The sequence below is a fragment of the Acidiphilium rubrum genome, from assembly GCF_900156265.1.
GTDB classification, from domain to species: Bacteria; Pseudomonadota; Alphaproteobacteria; order Acetobacterales; family Acetobacteraceae; genus Acidiphilium; species Acidiphilium rubrum.
In genome coordinates, this window is the sequence record NZ_FTNE01000026.1 from 1 (window position 1) to 16,541 (window position 16,541).

General features: G+C 65.2%; 12 protein-coding genes. 4 read left to right on the plus strand and 8 right to left on the minus strand.

From position 1 onward, the window contains the following. Nucleotides 1-130: 130 nt before the first annotated feature. Complete coding sequence (locus BW994_RS15310) at nucleotides 131-994, minus strand: transporter substrate-binding domain-containing protein (protein ID WP_029312779.1); 864 nt, start codon at nucleotides 992-994, stop codon at nucleotides 131-133. 140 nt (nucleotides 995-1,134) lie between these two features. Next, nucleotides 1,135-2,976 (minus strand): methanol/ethanol family PQQ-dependent dehydrogenase, encoded by a 1,842-nt coding sequence (locus BW994_RS15315; protein ID WP_029312778.1) that lies wholly within the window; start codon nucleotides 2,974-2,976, stop codon nucleotides 1,135-1,137. A 300-nt stretch (nucleotides 2,977-3,276) separates the two neighbouring features. Between BW994_RS15315 and BW994_RS15320 the strand changes: the two genes are divergently transcribed. Next, on the plus strand, nucleotides 3,277-5,358 hold the full coding sequence (locus tag BW994_RS15320) for a sigma-54-dependent Fis family transcriptional regulator (protein ID WP_139334150.1): 2,082 nt from the start codon (nucleotides 3,277-3,279) through the stop codon (nucleotides 5,356-5,358). A 23-nt stretch (nucleotides 5,359-5,381) separates the two neighbouring features. Here the strand turns inward: BW994_RS15320 and BW994_RS15325 are convergent, their stop codons facing one another. The 4 genes from BW994_RS15325 to BW994_RS15340 all read right to left on the minus strand — a co-directional run bounded on the left by BW994_RS15325 (nucleotide 5,382) and on the right by BW994_RS15340 (nucleotide 10,083). After that, a complete protein-coding gene (locus BW994_RS15325) occupies nucleotides 5,382-6,152 on the minus strand; it encodes a pentapeptide repeat-containing protein (RefSeq protein ID WP_051657480.1) in 771 nt (256 codons plus the stop codon). Between the two features lie 141 nt (nucleotides 6,153-6,293). Then, nucleotides 6,294-7,088: an FAD binding domain-containing protein gene (locus BW994_RS15330; RefSeq protein WP_029312775.1), complete on the minus strand. Its 795-nt coding sequence runs from the start codon at nucleotides 7,086-7,088 to the stop codon at nucleotides 6,294-6,296. A gap of 13 nt (nucleotides 7,089-7,101) precedes the next feature. Beyond that, the gene (locus BW994_RS15335) at nucleotides 7,102-9,519 is read right to left on the minus strand and encodes a xanthine dehydrogenase family protein molybdopterin-binding subunit (protein WP_035229563.1); all 2,418 of its coding nucleotides are present in this window, start codon (nucleotides 9,517-9,519) and stop codon (nucleotides 7,102-7,104) included. Nucleotides 9,520-9,585: 66 nt separating this feature from the next. Further along, entirely contained in the window at nucleotides 9,586-10,083 is a 498-nt protein-coding gene (locus tag BW994_RS15340) for a (2Fe-2S)-binding protein (RefSeq protein ID WP_029312773.1), read from the minus strand. 217 nt (nucleotides 10,084-10,300) lie between these two features. On the opposite strand from BW994_RS15340, the gene BW994_RS15345 reads away from it, so the two are divergent. Genes BW994_RS15345 through BW994_RS15355 form a run of 3 tightly spaced genes read left to right on the plus strand, consistent with a single transcriptional unit; the run spans nucleotide 10,301 to nucleotide 13,276 of the window. Then, the gene (locus BW994_RS15345) at nucleotides 10,301-10,741 is read left to right on the plus strand and encodes a GtrA family protein (protein ID WP_029312772.1); all 441 of its coding nucleotides are present in this window, start codon (nucleotides 10,301-10,303) and stop codon (nucleotides 10,739-10,741) included. 53 nt (nucleotides 10,742-10,794) lie between these two features. Continuing rightward, nucleotides 10,795-12,282, plus strand: coding sequence for an exopolysaccharide biosynthesis polyprenyl glycosylphosphotransferase (locus BW994_RS15350; protein WP_081849154.1), 1,488 nt, complete (start codon nucleotides 10,795-10,797; stop codon nucleotides 12,280-12,282). Continuing rightward, entirely contained in the window at nucleotides 12,272-13,276 is a 1,005-nt protein-coding gene (locus BW994_RS15355) for a glycosyltransferase family 2 protein (protein ID WP_051657479.1), read from the plus strand. The genes BW994_RS15350 and BW994_RS15355 overlap by 11 nt, the downstream gene beginning before the upstream one ends. 217 nt (nucleotides 13,277-13,493) lie before the next feature. On the opposite strand, the gene BW994_RS15360 is transcribed toward BW994_RS15355, so the two are convergent. Together BW994_RS15360 and BW994_RS15365 are read right to left on the minus strand one after the other, a co-directional pair. After that, nucleotides 13,494-15,632, minus strand: a complete 2,139-nt coding sequence (locus BW994_RS15360) for a ComEC/Rec2 family competence protein (protein WP_281247778.1) — start codon at nucleotides 15,630-15,632, stop codon at nucleotides 13,494-13,496. A 93-nt stretch (nucleotides 15,633-15,725) separates the two neighbouring features. Further along, a complete protein-coding gene (locus BW994_RS15365; RefSeq protein WP_029312768.1) occupies nucleotides 15,726-16,475 on the minus strand; it encodes an SDR family oxidoreductase in 750 nt (249 codons plus the stop codon). Nucleotides 16,476-16,541: the final 66 nt, after the last annotated feature.

Below are 16,541 nucleotides of genomic sequence, written 5' to 3' on the forward strand. Positions count from 1 at the left end.
TCCGTCGTGGTGAAGTTTTGTCTCAACAACAAATACTTACAACGAATCAACGGTTTACGCTATGCTCGCCGACCTTCATGCATAATGCGGGCTAATCTTCATGCGTCCTGCTCTCATCCAGAAGTTTCGGTTACTGATTTGGAAAATTGACGTGCCGCGGGTTCGCCATCAGCTTGACGTCGAATTTCGCAAGCGTCGCGGTAATTTCGGTCTTGTGCGCGGCAATCACCTTGTCGAGCGCATCCTTCAGCGCCGTATCGTGCTTTCGCACGCCCATCGACATGCCATAGGTGTAGTTCACCGTCGGCAGGCCCGGCCCGTATTCCTCGGATGGTACACGCGCCACCTGCAGATCCGGGTAATCCTTCAGGAAATCGCCGATCGCGGGCTCCCACGTGATCATCACGCCGACCTTGCCGTCCTGCACCGCCTGCAACAATTCCTTGGGCGAGGCGGTGGGATTGCTGGCGATGTGAAACGGCACCGCATTGCCGATCAGGTCGAGCAGCTTGATCGCGGTTTCCGGCGTCGTATCCTCCTCAAAGCCGATCTTGACCATCTTCAGCGAGACCGAATTCATCGAGCGGATGTGCAGATGCTTGTCCTTGCGCGTGATGAACACGTAGGACGACCGATAATACGGCTTGGTGTAACCATCTTCATGATCGCCATACGGCAGGTTCATCACGACATCGCATTTCCGTGCGTCGAGATTCTCGGCGAGGAAATTCGAGTAGCCGCCATGACCGCGATAGCTCGCCCAGGTGTATTCGAGCTTGCGCCCCATCGCCTTGGCGACCAGTTCGGCCACCTTGTTCTCGAACCCCTGTCCGGCACGGTTCGAATAGGGCAGGTAATCCGGATCGGCGCAGACCCGCAGCACATGGCTGCTTGCGGCAGGCTCGGCATTGGCGGCGGCGGCGACATGCGGCGCGAGGGACATCGCGCCCGCCATTCCAGCCAGCAACGCCCAACGAAAGGCCGAATTTTTCATGGTGTTTCACTCCAATCACATACGCGCGCAGTTCAGGCGGATCGCGCGCCAGACCGCTCAAAGCAGGCAAATCAAGGCACGGCAAGATAGAAAAAAACCAGCCCGGGCAGGGGAGACCCGGGCTGGATCGTCAGACGTGATCAGTCGGCACTGGCCACTTTCGAGGGCAGCGCAAACACCATCAACGTACCGCCAAGGTTGGTATAGTCGGTGAGCGTCGCGTTCAGACCGACCGCGCCGAGACCCGCACTCGCCTTGTGCAGATTATCAGCCATGCCGATCGCGGCCCAGCCACCCACGCCGCTGAGGATCGCAACATATTGCTTGCCATCATGCATGTAGGTGATCGGGTTGCCGATGATGCCCGACGGGGTCTTGAACTGATACAGGATCTTGCCCGTCTTGGCGTCGACCGCGCGGAACATGCCCTTCAGCGTGCCATAGAACGCAAGCCCGCCGCCCGTGGTCATCGCACCGCCCCAATCCTGGAACATGTCGTGCTTCTGCCAAACGGTCTTGCCGGTCACCGGGTTGTAGGCGATGAACCGGCCCCGATAGCCGCCCGGCCCGGGGATCATGTTCACGATCGCGCCGACAAACGGGAAGCCCGATTTATACTTCACGTTGAACGCCTGATAGCTCATGCACAAATGGTTCAGCGGCGCGTAGAACAGCTTGGTCTGCGGATCATAGGAAACCGGCTGTTCGTCCTTATCGCCCTGCGAAGCCGGGCAGATGTCTTTCACATCCTTGCCGTCGCTGGTCATCTTGGCCGGATCGACGATCGGCTCATTGGTCTTGGGGTCGATCCCCGTCGCCCAGTTCACCGACGGGTCGTATTTATGGATCGCGATCGGCGCGCCGGTTTCGCGGTTCATCACATACGAGAAGCCGTTACGATCGAAATGCACCAGCGCCGGCACGGTCTTGCCGTGATCATCGACATTGGCGAGCACCATTTCGTTGACGCCGTCATAGTCCCAGCCGTCGTGCGGGGTCATCTGATAGACCCATTTGGCCTCACCGGTCTCCGGGTTACGCGCCATGATGGTCATCGACCAGCGGTTCTTGCCGGGGCGCTGGCTCGGGTTCCACGTGCCCGGGTTGCCGGTCCCGTAATACATCAGGTTCAGCTTCGGATCGTACGAAAACCAGCCCCAGGTGGTGCCGCCGCCGACTTTCCACTGATCGCCCTGCCAGGTCTTGATGCTGGAGTGCGCTCCAATCGGCTTACCAGTTGCGCCGTTGATCGTGTGCGTGGCGCTCATCAGCATGTCCTTGTTCGGACCTTCGCTGTAGGCACGCCACACCTGCTTGCCGGTTTTCGCGTCATACGCCGTCATGTAGCCGCGCACGCCGTATTCACCGCCGGCAACGCCGACGATCACGTTCTTGCCCACCACCATCGGTGCGCCCGTCATGGTCTGGCCATCCTGCGGGTGCGCGTTCTTCGCCTGCCACACGACCTTGCCGGTCTTGGCGTCGAGCGCATAGAGCACACCATCGAGCGCATCGGCATAGACCATGCCGTCGCTATAGGCGGGGCCGCGGTTCACCACGTCGCAGCAGGCGACCGGTGGTGCATTATCGTCGTGCGGGGGTTCGTATTTCCAGGCGATCTGGTCCGGATGGTTGAGGTCGATCGCGTAGACGAAATTCGGATACGACGTCTCGTAATACATCATGTTGCCGATCACGATCGGCTGGCCTTCCAGCCCGCGATCGGTCCCGGTCGACATCGACCACGCAACCTGCATGTTCTTGACGTTTTTGGTATTGATCTGTTTCAGCGGGCTGTAGCGCCAGTTGTTGTAGGTGCCGGTCGGCATCACCCAGTTGTCGGGGTTCTTCTGCATCGATGTCAGCGAGGTGCTGGCGGGCGTCTGCGCCTGGGCGCCGAGCACGAAGGCGCCGGCACCGATAACACCGAGCGTCGCCAACCTGAGCGAACGACTCAGCGACGATCCTCCTAGTCTTGCCATTTAATTTCCTCCAGTTACGCGGCCGCGCCATCAGGCAAAGTCCGCAAGTCGTTTATTGGGAGCCGGATTTGTCCGGCCACAGCTCCATCAGCAAGGATCATGCCAAGGCGAACCACCGCCGCCCGAGCCGCCAAGTCCAAGGCGCGCGCCCATTATTCGCCCACACCGGATGACAACTCTGTCACCTATCCTTCAATCCTGCGTGACAAAACGCGCCAACGATGTGACACTCTGCTACACTTGTCTGATCTGGTCGCGGTGATATGTCTGGCCAGCACGAAAATGAGGAAACCGTCCAGCATGACCCACGCCGCAACGGCGGGACCCGCTTCGCTCGATCGCCGCACGCTGAGTCCCGAAGGTCTGGTAACCGCCGGCCCTCAGCCGCGCCCGATTGCGCGGCCAGAGCAACGGCCAGAGCCGCGCGGTGCGGCCAATCTGCGCGAAACCTATGTGCCGCGCGAAGCCTATATCGAAGCCGCCTGGCAGCGCTGCCGCGATCTTTACCACCTCGACCCCGATCATCCGCCGCCCGGCGAACACATCGGTGGCGCCGCCCTGAAACTCCTGCGCGAGGAACGCGGCCTGTTCGAGCGCGTCGGCCGGGTCGAAATGCATCGCCTGCTCGGGCAGATCAACCATCAGGTCACCCAATCCGCCGCCGCCGCGCGCTACGTGCTGATGCTGGCCGATGCCTCGGGCGCCATCCTCGATGCCTTCACCGACAACGCCAATACCGATAGCGCCCGCACCGCCAACATGGCGCCCGGATTTCTGTGGAACGAGCGCCACGCCGGCGTCAACGGCCCAGGCACCTGCCTGCACGACCGCCGCGCCCGCGTGGTCCACCGCGAAGACCATTATTTCACCCGCAACAGCCGCATGACCTGCTCGGCCGCGCCCATCTGGGGTGCCAACGGCACCCTGCTCGGCGTGCTCGACGCCTCCTCCCTCGATTGCGACGACAGCCGCGCCGCCCAGGTGCCCACCATCGCCCTGGTCAGCATGTCGGCCCGCATCATCGAGCAGATGCATTTCACCCATAGTTATCGCGACTGCCTGATCCTGCGCTTTCACGAGCGCCCCGAACTGGTCGGCCTGCCCTACGACAGCCTGCTGGCGATCGACGAGCACGGCACCATCCGCGCGGTCGACAGCACGGTGCCCGCCCAGCTCGGCAAAGCCGACCACACGGCCCTGCTCGGCCGCAGCGTCGCCGAATTGTTCGACATCACGACCGATCGTCTGTTCGAACACGCCGAAGCCGAGCCCTTCGCGATCTGGCCGATCGCGCACGGCGCGGATCGCCACGGCTTCGCCAGCATCTGGCCCGCCAAACAAGCACGCCCCCGCGCGCGCACCAGCCTGCCCGGTAGCACCGCTCACTCCAGCAACGGCAAGTCCAGCGTGGCGGCGCGCAACATCGCCAAGCCGCACCGCCCCGCCTTCCCCTCGCTCGCCAACTTCGCCGGCACCGACCCCGTGATGGCCGACAACGTCTGGCGCGCCGAACGCGTGATGAACCGCGACATCAACATCCTCCTGCTCGGCGAAACCGGCACCGGCAAGGACAGTTTCGCCCGCGCCATCCACCGCGCCAGCGAGCGCCACGCCCAACCCTTCATCGCGATGAGCTGCGCCGCCATCCCCGAACAGCTCATCGAGAGCGAATTATTCGGCTACGAGGCCGGCGCCTTCACCGGAGCCCGGACCGGCGGCATGCGCGGCAAGGCGCTCGCCGCCCACGGCGGCACCCTGTTCCTCGATGAAATCGGCGACATGCCGCTCTCCATCCAGGCCCGCCTGCTGCGCCTGCTCGAGGAAAAGGAAATCGTCCCGCTCGGCAGTTCGACGCCGATCCCCGTCGATATCCGCGTCATCAGCGCCACCCACCGCGACCTCGAAGCCCTGGTCGCCAGCAACGATTTCCGGATGGATCTGTTCTACCGCCTCAACGGCGTCGCCCTCACCATGCCACCCTTGCGCGCCCGCACCGACCGCGCCGCCCTGATCGAACAAATCTGCCGCGAGGAAGCCTCGAGCGACATCACCATCGCACCGGACGCGCAACGCGATCTGCTGGCCCATGACTGGCCCGGCAATCTTCGCGAACTGCGCAACACAATGCGCACCGCCATCGCCTTCGCCGAAGGCGGCATCATCGAACGCGCCCATTTGCCACGCCTGCACAGCCAGGCCGCGCCACCGCCCACCCCGCCCGCCGCCATCGCTGCGATACCGCCGGACGAACGCGCCCATATCGTCGAGACGCTGGAACAACACCATTGGCGCATCGCGGCCTCCGCCGCAGCACTCGGCATCAGCCGCAACACGCTCTATCGCAAAATGCACCGCTACGGGCTGATGGCCGACGGCACCTGACGGCGCGGCACGCCCGGCCGATCTTACCCGGCCGGATCGGGGTGCAGATCAATCCGCAGCGCCTGCAACAACCCATCCCCCTGGCTCTGCGTAATTTTCAGCCGCGCAAAACTGGCGAGCGCGAGCAGATTGAGCGCGCCAAGATCACCACCCCGCACATCGGCGCCGGCCAGCGCCATCCCCGTTGTGATCGCCTCGGTGAAATCACCGCCGCTCAGATCGGCATCGGTGAAATCGACCCCGCCCAGATCCGCCTCGCGAAACCGGCAGCGCGCGAGGTCGCACCCGGGCAGGCACGCATCGGCGAGCTCCGCGAAATCGAAATTGCAATCATTGAACACCGCGCGGGTCACCACGTTCTTGCGGCCAATCGCGCGGCCGAAATCGACCTGATGCAGCCGCGCGCCGCGCAAATTGCAACCATGCATCTCGATCGCATGCAGATCGCTACGCTCGAAGACCGCAAAAGATAAATCGCACCGCCGGAACCGCGCATTGCGCAAATCCGCGAACGCAAACCGCGACCCGACCGGCGGATCGCCCGGCACGGTGAACCGGCATTCCTCGAAGCCAGCATCGCGCAGCACCGTCCGGGCAAACCCGCAGCGGGCAAACTGGCACCGCTCGAACCGCGCGCCGGTAAAATCGGCCGCACCGAACGCGGTATCCGCAAACTGGCAGTCGATGAAATGCGCATCCTCACAGACGGCGTCACCCCAATCGATCGACCGCAGGGTCTCGCCGCTGATCGCTCCGCGGTCGTTTATTGCGGCCATTACGTCCGCGAGGGTCATGGGCGTGGGGCGGAAGGAAAAAAGAAGTTCTTTTTGAAAAAAGAACCAAAAACTTTTATTCGTTTGGTCCGTGCTGGTGATACCGGCACGGACTCAAGGACGGAAAGTTTTTTGGTTTTTTCAACAAAGAACCGCTTGCCTTCACTTACAAGCCATCACCGCCCGCCGCGCCATCACCCCCACCAGATGCGCCCGATACGCCGTCCCGGCATGGATATCGCCGTTCATCAGGCTCTCCGGCGTCGTCACATCCTTCAGCGCATCGGCGGTGAAGGATTGATCGAGCGCCGCCTCCATCGCCGCATGGCGGAACACGCCGTCATTGCCCGCACCCGTCACCGCAACCCGCGCGCCCGCGGCGGTCTTGGCAACGAACACCCCCACCATCGCATAGCGCGAGGCCGGGTTCGGGAATTTGGCATAAGCCGCCTTTTCCGGAATCGGGAACGACACTTCAGTGATCAACTCGTCGGGCTCCAGCGCCGTGGTGAACATGCCCTGGAAATAATCCGCCGCCGCAATGCGGCGCCTGCTCGTCACGATCGTCGCCCCCAGCGCCAGCACCGCCGACGGATAGCACGCCGAAGGGTCGTTATTGGCGAGCGACCCGCCGATCGTGCCACGATACCGCACCTGCCGGTCACCGATGTTGCTGGCAAGTTCGGCCAGCGCCGGAATCGCGCTCGCCACCTCGGATGACATCGCCACTTCACGATGCGTCGTCATCGCCTTGATCACCAGCGCATTGCCCTCGCGCCGGATGCCGGTCAGGCCAAGACCCGCCAGATCGACCACCGCACTCGGCTTCGCCAGGCGCTGCTTGAGCACGGGAATGAACGTCATGCCGCCCGCCAGCGCCTTCGCCTCCGCATCAGCGCCGAGCGCCTTGACGGCATCGTCGATCGCGCCCGGCTTGTGATATTCGAAATCATACATCGCTCTGTCTCCTTTACTCGGCGGCCATGCGCGGCGCGCCCGCATTGATGCCCGCATTGATAATCGACCATATCTTCTGCGCCGTCGCCGGCATATCGACATGGGTAACCCCATAATCGCGCAACGCATCGACCACCGCATTGATCACCGCCGGCGGGCTGCCGATGGCGCCGACTTCGCCGACTCCCTTGGCGCCAAGCGGATTATGCGTGCACATGGTCGATTCGGTGCCGACGTGGATATTCACGATATTATCCGCCCGCGGCATCGTGTAATCCATCAACGATCCCGAAAGTAATTGTCCGGTCTCGTCATAGATCGCATGTTCCAGCAGCGCCTGCCCGATCCCCTGGGTCACGCCGCCATGCACCTGGCCATGCACGATCATCGGATTGATCACCCGCCCGATATCATCCACCGCGGTGAACGCGATCAATTGCACCACGCCGGTCTCGGGATCGATCTCGACCTCGCAGATGTGGCACCCACCTGGATAGGTGAAGTTCTTCGGATCATAGAACGCGGTCTCGTCGAGCCCGGGCTCGACCTCCTCGATCGGGTAGTTGTGCGGAACATAGGCCGTGATCGCGATCTCGGCGAAGCTTTTCGATTTGTCGGTGCCGGTGACGGTGAATTTGCCGTCCTTGAACTCGATGTCGTCGACCGCCGCCTCCATCAGATGCGCCGCGATCTTCTTGCCCTTGGCGATGATCTTGTCCATCGCCTTGACCATCGCGGAGCCTCCGACCGCGAGCGACCGGCTGCCATACGTACCCATGCCGAACGGGATTTTGGCGGTATCGCCATGCACCACCTCGACACTTTCGAACGGCACGCCGAGCTGATCGGCCACCAGCTGCGCAAACGTCGTCTCATGCCCCTGGCCATGGCTGTGCGTGCCGGTGAACACCGTGACCGATCCGGTCGGGTGCACCCGCACATTCGCCACCTCATACAGCCCAGCCCGCGCCCCGAGCGCACCCGCCACCGCCGAAGGGGCGATGCCGCACGCCTCGAGATAGGTCGACATGCCGATGCCGCGCAGCTTGCCCCGCTGCGCCGCCGCCGCCCGCCGCGCCTCGAACCCGTTCCAGTCCGCGATTTCCATGCAGCGCGCCAGCGTCGCCTCGTGGTTGCCGCTGTCATACATCAGCGCAACCGGCGTCTGGTACGGATAGGCATCGATCGGGATGAAGTTCCGCCGGCGGATCGCCACCCGATCCATCCCCATTTCCTTCGCCGCGACATCGACCAGCCGCTCCAGCAAAAACGTCGTCTCCGGCCGCCCGGCACCGCGATACGCATCGACCGGCACGGTGTTGGTGAAAATCGCCTTCACCTCACCATAAATCGCCGGCGTGGTGTAAACCCCGGCCAGCAGCGTCGCCGACAAATAGGTCGGCACGGAGGGCGCGAAGGTCGACAAATACGCCCCCATATTCGCCATCGTGTTCACCCGCAGCCCGAGAAACTTGCCATCCTCGGCCATGGCCAACTCGGCGTGGGTGATATGATCGCGCCCATGCGCATCCGTGATAAACGCCTCGCCGCGCTCGCAGGTCCATTTCACCGGCCTGTTGAGCTTCGCCGCCGCCCAGGTGACCGCCGCTTCCTCGATGTAATGGAAAATCTTGGCACCGAACCCGCCGCCGACATCGGGTGCCACCACCCGCAATTTATGCTCGGGGATCTGCAGCACGAACGCCCCCATCAACAGCCGGATCACATGCGGATTCTGGCTCGTGGTATACAGCGTGTGCTCGCCCGATGATTGATCAAAATCCCCGATCGCGGCACGCGGCTCCATCGGGTTCGGGATCAACCGGTTGTTCACCACATCGATCTTGGCAATTTTGAACGCGGTCGCGAACGCCGCATCGACCGCCGCCTTGTCGCCGATGTGCCAATCGAAACAAATATTACCCGCCGCCGCATCATGCACCAGCGCAGCCCCCGGCGCGGTCGCCGCCCGCATCTCGGAGACCGCCGGCAGCGTCTCGATATCGATCACCAGCGCCTCGGCGGCATCCTTCGCCTGCTCGGTGGTCTCGGCAATCACCATCGCGATCGCATCGCCCACATAGCGCACCTTGCCCTGCGCCAGAATCGGGTGCGGCGGCTCGACCATCGGCGAGCCGTCCTTGCTGTGCAACTGCCAGCCGCACGGCACGCCACCGATGCCCGCCTTGGCGATATCCTCGCCGGTATAGATCGCAACCACCCCCGGCATCGCAGCGGCCGCCGTGGTATCGATCGATTTGATCACGCCATGCGCCACATCCGAGCGCTTGAAATACGCATAGGCCTGACCCGGACGATTGATATCGTCGGTATAGCGGCCCTTGCCGGACAGAAACCGGTGATCCTCGGTGCGCTTCGGCGAATCCCCGATGCCGCCCTTGATGATCACCGGATTTGACATGTCATTCATGGATACTCTCCCGTTTTATCGAATCCGCGCCGAACGATACCGGCGCGGCAGCACCCAGCCGCTCTTTTATTCGGCGGCTTGTGGCATTTGCTTGTCGTGCATCAGCGGCCAGGCCGCCGCGATCGCCTTGACGATATTATGATAGCCGGTGCAGCGGCAGATATTGCCCTCCAGACCCTCGCGGATCTGCTGCTCGGTCAGACCATCCGGATGGCTCTCGACCAGATCGATCCCGCTCATCACCATGCCCGGCGTGCAGAAGCCGCACTGCAGGCCATGATGCTCGCGGAACATTTCCTGCATCGGGTGCAGCGTGCCATCGGCCGCCGCGAGCCCTTCGATCGTGATAACCTGCGCGCCCTCGGCCTGAACCGCGAGCATGGTGCATGATTTCACCGATTTGCCATCGACCGACACCACACACGCGCCGCACTGGCTGGTGTCGCAGCCGACATGGGTGCCGGTCAGATGCAGTTGGTCGCGCAGCAACTCGACGAGCAGCGTCCGTGACTCGACCTCGGCATGCGCTGCCTTGCCGTTCACCGTGAGATTGATTTGGGCCATTGGTTCCTCCTGGCTGATCGTCGCATGATGATGGCGCGGAATCGGTTTGGTCAAGAGCGGTCCGACGCCGCAAAGCCGCCTGAACCGCTTTTTGAAACAATGTCAGCATAGTTTTTTATTGCCCATCAATCTCCACGCTCATTTTCCGCCCGCTCGAACCAACGCACCAACCGCCCGAAGCCTTTCCGCCGGCGCGCCGGGCTGGTATCGAGCGCGCGTGGCATCCCTCCCGTCCCCCATCGCCTTCCTCACCGCCCGCCTGCCCGCGCGCCATCGCGCCGCCGGCGGCGAGTTCCTGCGCTTCGGCCTGGTCGGTGCCCTCGGCTTCTGCCTCGATGTCGCCTTCGTCTACGCGCTGATCCCCAGCCTCGGCCTCTACGGCGCCGGCGCGGTCGCCTATTTCATCGTCGCGAGCATCAACTGGGCGCTCAACCGGCTATGGACCTTCAGCGACCGCACCCACCGCGCCGCCCACACGCAATGGTTGCGCTTCCTCGCGGTCAATCTGCTCGGCTTCATACTCAACCGGGGCGCGTACTCCCTGCTGCTCGCCCTGTTCGTCCTGCCGCGCCACTATCCCATCCTCGCGGTCGCAGCCGGCGCTGCATCTGGCTTTTTAATCAATTTTTTACTTTCACGGCGCCTCGTTTTCGGTTAACTCTGTAAAACCTCTGGTTGCATGTCGCGAACCTGAGGCGGAGCTGGACCGGCATGCCGCATCAAGACGCCCATGTTTTTCTCACCGCCGCCCCAAAAACCACGCGGGACTCCGCAGCATCACACAACCCTGACGTTTATCCCCTGCGCCACGCGCTCGGCTGGGCCAGCGGCGTCGGCCTGCTGATCCTGGCCGATGCCACCGCCGCCCTCGCCGCCCCGCGCCTCGCCGGCCTGCTGATCGGCCCCGCCCCCACCCTGACCACCGGTGCCACCAACTGGCTCGCCTACGCCGCGTTCACCATCGGCTTCATGCTGTTCGCCGGGCTCTACGCGCCCGCCCCGGCGCGCGCCCCGCTCGATCATGCGCCCGCCATCCTGCGCACGCTGATCGCCGCCCACGTCGTCATCCTGCTCCGCCTCGCTTTGCTGCGCACCGCACCCGCCACCCCGCCGCTTGCCGCCTCGATCGCCTGGGCCGCCACCGCCTTCGCCCTCGCCGCCGGCCTCATCCTCGGCACCCGCACCCTCATCGCCCTCTGGTGGCGCCGCGCCGAACGCACCGCCCCGCGCGGCAGCATCGCCCTCGTGATCGCCGGCCCGTGCGACCGCGACCTGCGCGCCCGGCTCGATCGCCTGTCCGGCCGCAACCTCGGCTACCTGTTCGCCTGGGGTCTGCCGCAATCCGCCGGCCTGCGCGTCATCACCGCGGCCGATACCTTCGCCGCCATGATCCGCGCCGGCACCATCACCGATATCCTGGTCTTCACCCGCCGGTCCGACGATGCCGCCGCCCGACGCCGGATCGACGCGCTGCTGGCAAGCCTCGCCGACCAGCCGGTGCGCGTGCGCCTCGCCTTCGACGCCGTCGCCGAAATCGGCGCCGGCGGCATCGCCCAAGGCCAGAGCCTGCGCATGGTCACCGTGCTCGACCGCCCGATCCGCCCGCTCGCCGCCGCCTACAAACGCGGCTTCGACCTGCTGGGCGCCACAATCCTGCTCATCCTGTTCGGCCCGCTGATGGGCCTGATCGCCCTGCTGCTCGCCCCATCCGGCCCGATCCTGTTCCGCCAGCGCCGCATCGGGCTCGATGGCGCGCCCTTCACCGTCTTCAAATTCCGCACCATGCAGACCACCGCACGGACATCCGCCCCGCTCCAGGCCCGGCGCGACGACCGCCGGATCACCCCGATCGGCGCCATCCTGCGCCGCCTCTCGCTCGATGAATTGCCGCAAATCTTCAACGTGCTGCGCGGCGACATGTCCCTGGTCGGCCCGCGCCCGCACGCGCCCCACACCAGCGCCGGCGATTTCACCTTCGAACAGGCGCTCGAATTCTACGGCGTGCGCCACCGCGTCAAACCCGGCCTCACCGGCCTCGCCCAGGTGCGCGGCCTGCGCGGCCCGACCGACCATCCGGACATGATCGCCGCCCGCGTCGCCGCCGATCTCGACTATATCGAACGCTGGTCCCCCAGCCTCGACCTCGCCATCCTGCTGCGCACCATCCCCGCCGTCATCGGGGGCCGCAATGCCTTCTGAACCCGCAACCCTCCTCGCCGGCACCCCGCCGCCCGCCACACCCTACGCGGCCGACGTCATCATCCTCAGCCACCACCGCACCGAAGCCACCATCGCCGCCATCCGCTCCGCCGCCGCCCAAACCGGCTGCGATCACCACGTCATCGTGCTCGACCAGAACTCACCGCCCGAAACCCGCACCGCGCTGGCCACACTCGTCGCCACCCTGCCCAACACCGCCCTCTACGCCATCGCGGAAAATCGCGGCGTGCCCGGCGGACGCAACCTCGCCACCGCGCTCGGCCACGGCCGCGCCATCATCGCCCTCGACAACGATGCCACCTTCGCCACACCCGATGTCGTCGCCCGCGCCGCCGCCCGCCTGGCCATCCTGCCCGACCTCGGCGCCATCGGCTTTCGCATCCTCGCCAGCGACGGCACCTCGCTCGACACCTCAAGCTGGGGCTACCCGAAATCCCTGCTCGCCGCCGCCGCCCGCCGCTTCACCACCACCGTGTTCGTCGGCTGCGGCCACGCCCTCTCACGCCCCTGCTTCGACAGCCTCGGCGGCTACGACGCCAGCCTGTTCTTCGCCTGGGAAGAATACGAATTCGCCCGCCGCGCCATCGCCGCCGGCTGGCATATCGAACACCACGGCGACCTCGCCATCACCCACGCCGTCTCGCCCGAAGCCCGCGTCAACTGGCAAAACGGCCGCTGGCGCTACGTCGTGCGCAACCGCCTGCTGATCGCACACGATTGGCACGGCACCGCCGGCATGCTGCCCCGCGCCACACTCTACCTCGCCCGCGGGCTGCTCGCCGGTCGCCTCGTCACCACCATCGCCGCCATCGCCGAAGCCGCCCGCCTCGCCACCACCCGCCCCCGCCACCACACCAACGCCACCACCCGCAGCTACATCCTCGCCCACGAAACCGCCCACCGCCTCCCCCGCCCGACACCGCGCCCCGAACCTCCGACGCTGATGCCGGCCGGCCTTGAGTTTGAGCCGTGATTAAGCAAGGCCAGGGGCTCTGCCCCTGGACCCCGTTAAAGGCGGAGCCTTTAAAATCCATTAGTTTTAGGCAAGGGGAGGGCGACACAGGCCAGATCGACGGAACCACCGAGGCAGCGCCCTCCCCTTGCCTAAAACTAGCGGGTTCTAAGGGCTAAGCCCTTAGTGGGGGTCGAGGGGGCAAAGCCCCCCGCCTTGCTTACCCACGGGCTCAAACTCACCACCGCCCGGCATGGTGCCAGCGCGGTGGCCACGGCGGAACCCAGGGGCGGTTGCCTTGCACGGTGCGATCGGTGCGCACCACCAGCCGGTTTCGTCGGAACCAGACCGCCATGGCGCCGTTGCGCCACACGCTGAACCGATCGATCACCAACCGCCCGTGCCGGCGGCAGGTGCCGCGCAGGGGCCGGGGCGATATCACCACCGCGGCTGAACCGCACCCGCCGGCCCCGGCGGTCCGATCCGCGAGGTACAGCACCCGCCCGGCCGCGAACGCGCAGCGCCCGTTGTCGCACACATCATCGGCAGCACCGTGCCGCACGGCATCCCCGGCCCAGACCGGCCGCCATTGCGCCAGGGTGAATTTATCCACGCGCCCCGCCTCGACAATCCGCACCACGCCGCCATCGCGCACCCCCGCGAGATTGCCGGTCGGCGACACCAGCACATCCGGCGCGCGTCCCAGCGTCATCGCCAGAACCCCCAGCGCGATCGGCGCGATCCCGGCGAAGCGCGCGCGCGACCGCAGCAACCCGACCAGCGCGAGCCCGATCGCGACCAGCGCAACCGCGTACCCCGGGCTCGGGCTGATCTCGATCAGCGCGTGCGGCAACCCGCCGACCAGCCGCGCCACCCGCAGGATCACCGCGATACCCCACCCCATCGGCACCAGCGCCAACCGCGCGAGATGCAGCGGCATCAGCACCAGCGCCGCCATGCCGAGCGGCAGCACCACCAGCGCCGTCAGCGGCACCGCGATCAGATTGGCAAGCACGTAATACGGCTCGATCTGCTGGAAATGATACGCCGCGAACGGCATCGAGGCACCACCCGCCAGAAACGAGGTAAACGCCAGCGCCGCGACATGCCGGCCCAGCCGCGCGCCGTGCGACGCCCCGCCGATCGAAAACCGCCGCCCGACCGCCTCATACCCCGCAATCAACGCGAGCACGGCGGAAAAGCTCATCTGAAAACTCGGCCCCGGCACCGCCTGCGGCTCGATCATCATCAGCGCGAGCGCCGCCAGCGCCAGGCCCCGCAGCGACAACGCCCGCCGCCCCGCGATAATCCCCGCCAGCACCAGCGCGGCCATCGCCAGGCTGCGCACGATCGGCACATGAAACCCGGTCAGCGCCGCATAGACCACGCCGCCAACAAACGACACGACCGACGCCACAATCTTCGCCGGCACCCGCAGCAGCACGAACTCCGAAAACCCGACGATAAACCGCGCCAACGCATACAGCGTCGCCATCACGATGCCGATATGCAGCCCCGCCACCGCCAGAATATGCGCCAGCCCCGCCGTGATGAAATCCTGCCGCTCCGCCGGCGGAATCGAATCCTCGAACCCGGTCAGCAACGTCGCCGCGATCGACCCGGTATCGAGCGGCATATCCCGCAAAATCCGCGCCGCAATCGCCTCGCGCACCTGGCGCAGCGCGCTGAACCACCCCGGCGGTGCCCGCGCCGTCACATCGAGCGGCGAAATCGCAAATCCCACCGCCCCGAGCCCGGCGAAATACTGATCCCGCCCGAAATTCCACCCACCCGGATAAGCCGGCCGCGACGGCCCATACAACAACGCCCGCAACCGCACAGAGTCACCCGCCTCGACCGCGATATCATCGCCCCGCCGCAACTTCACCCGCACCGCTCGCGCCTGCACCGCCCCGCCGTTCAGCGTCGGCTGCGCAATTCTGATCCGCCGCCCGGTCGGCAACAAATCCACCCCGACCACACGCCCCGTAATCGTCACGCCATGATGCGGCACCACCAGCAGCTTCGGCATCGCCAGCGTCTGCACCTGCGCCCGGCCGAACCCCAACGCCGCCGCCAGCAACAACACCGCCACACCGCGCGGCACCGCCCAGCGCCACACCAGCGCCAACAACCCCGTCGCGGCCGCGACCAGCCCGCCCGAAACCCACACCGCAGGCTCCCGCGTCAGATCGAAATACACCAGCACGCCGCCACCCATCGCGACCGGCAGAAACAAAAACAGCCGCCCGCGCTCCGCCCCCAGAACCCGACCCGGCCAACCACCCAGCACCGCACGCCCAGCACCCCTGGCCCGCGCCACCACCCCAACCGACCGCTCGGCAATGATCAGCGCCGCACCCACCGCAAGCCTCAACCTATGATTGAGTCACCCTAGGCCGGGATCGCCCCGCCGCAAAGCAAAATCGCCCGCCGCACCCTGCGCCGACCCATCAAGCCACGCGCGCCCCTACCCGCGCCCCGCGAACGGCATTGTCGTCGCCATCACCGTCAGAAACATCGCGTTCGCATCCGGCGGCAGCCCCGCCATATAAATCAGCGTCTTCCCCACCACATCGACATCCATGGTCGGCTCCGGCTTGATCGTCCCATCCGCCTGCGGCACACCACTCGCCATCCGCCGCGTCATCGGCGTCGCCGCATTCCCGATATCGATCTGCCCGCACGCAATATTATGCGCCCGCCCATCCAACGCGATCGTCTTGGTCAACCCGGTGATCGCGTGCTTCGTCGCGGTATAAGGCGCCGACCCCGGCCGCGGCGTATGCGCCGAAATCGACCCATTGTTAATAATCCGCCCGCCCTGCGGCGTCTGATCCCGCATCATCCGATACGCCGCATTGGCGCACAGAAACGCCCCGTTCAAATTCACCGAAACCACATGAGTCCATTGCTCGAACGTCAAATCCCCGAAATTCGTGCTCGGCACATTGTTCCCCGCATTGTTGAACAACAAATCCAGCCGCCCGCACCGCGACCTGACCGCCTCGAACAACGCCGCAACCGAAGCCGGATCAGTCACATCCGCCGGAATCGCCAACGCCCGCTCCGGCGCCGCCGCCAGCCCGATCGTCTCCGCCAACGCATCCGCCCGCCGCCCGGTCAGCACCACGAAATACCCATCCGCCAACAACGCCAACGCCGCCGCCCGGCCCACGCCACTGCCCGCTCCGGTCACCAATGCGATTTTTGTTGTCATTTTGCCTGTATCCTCCCCAAGAAATCAAAAAAAGCCGAAGGAAAGTCCTTCTTTTTTGAAAAAAAG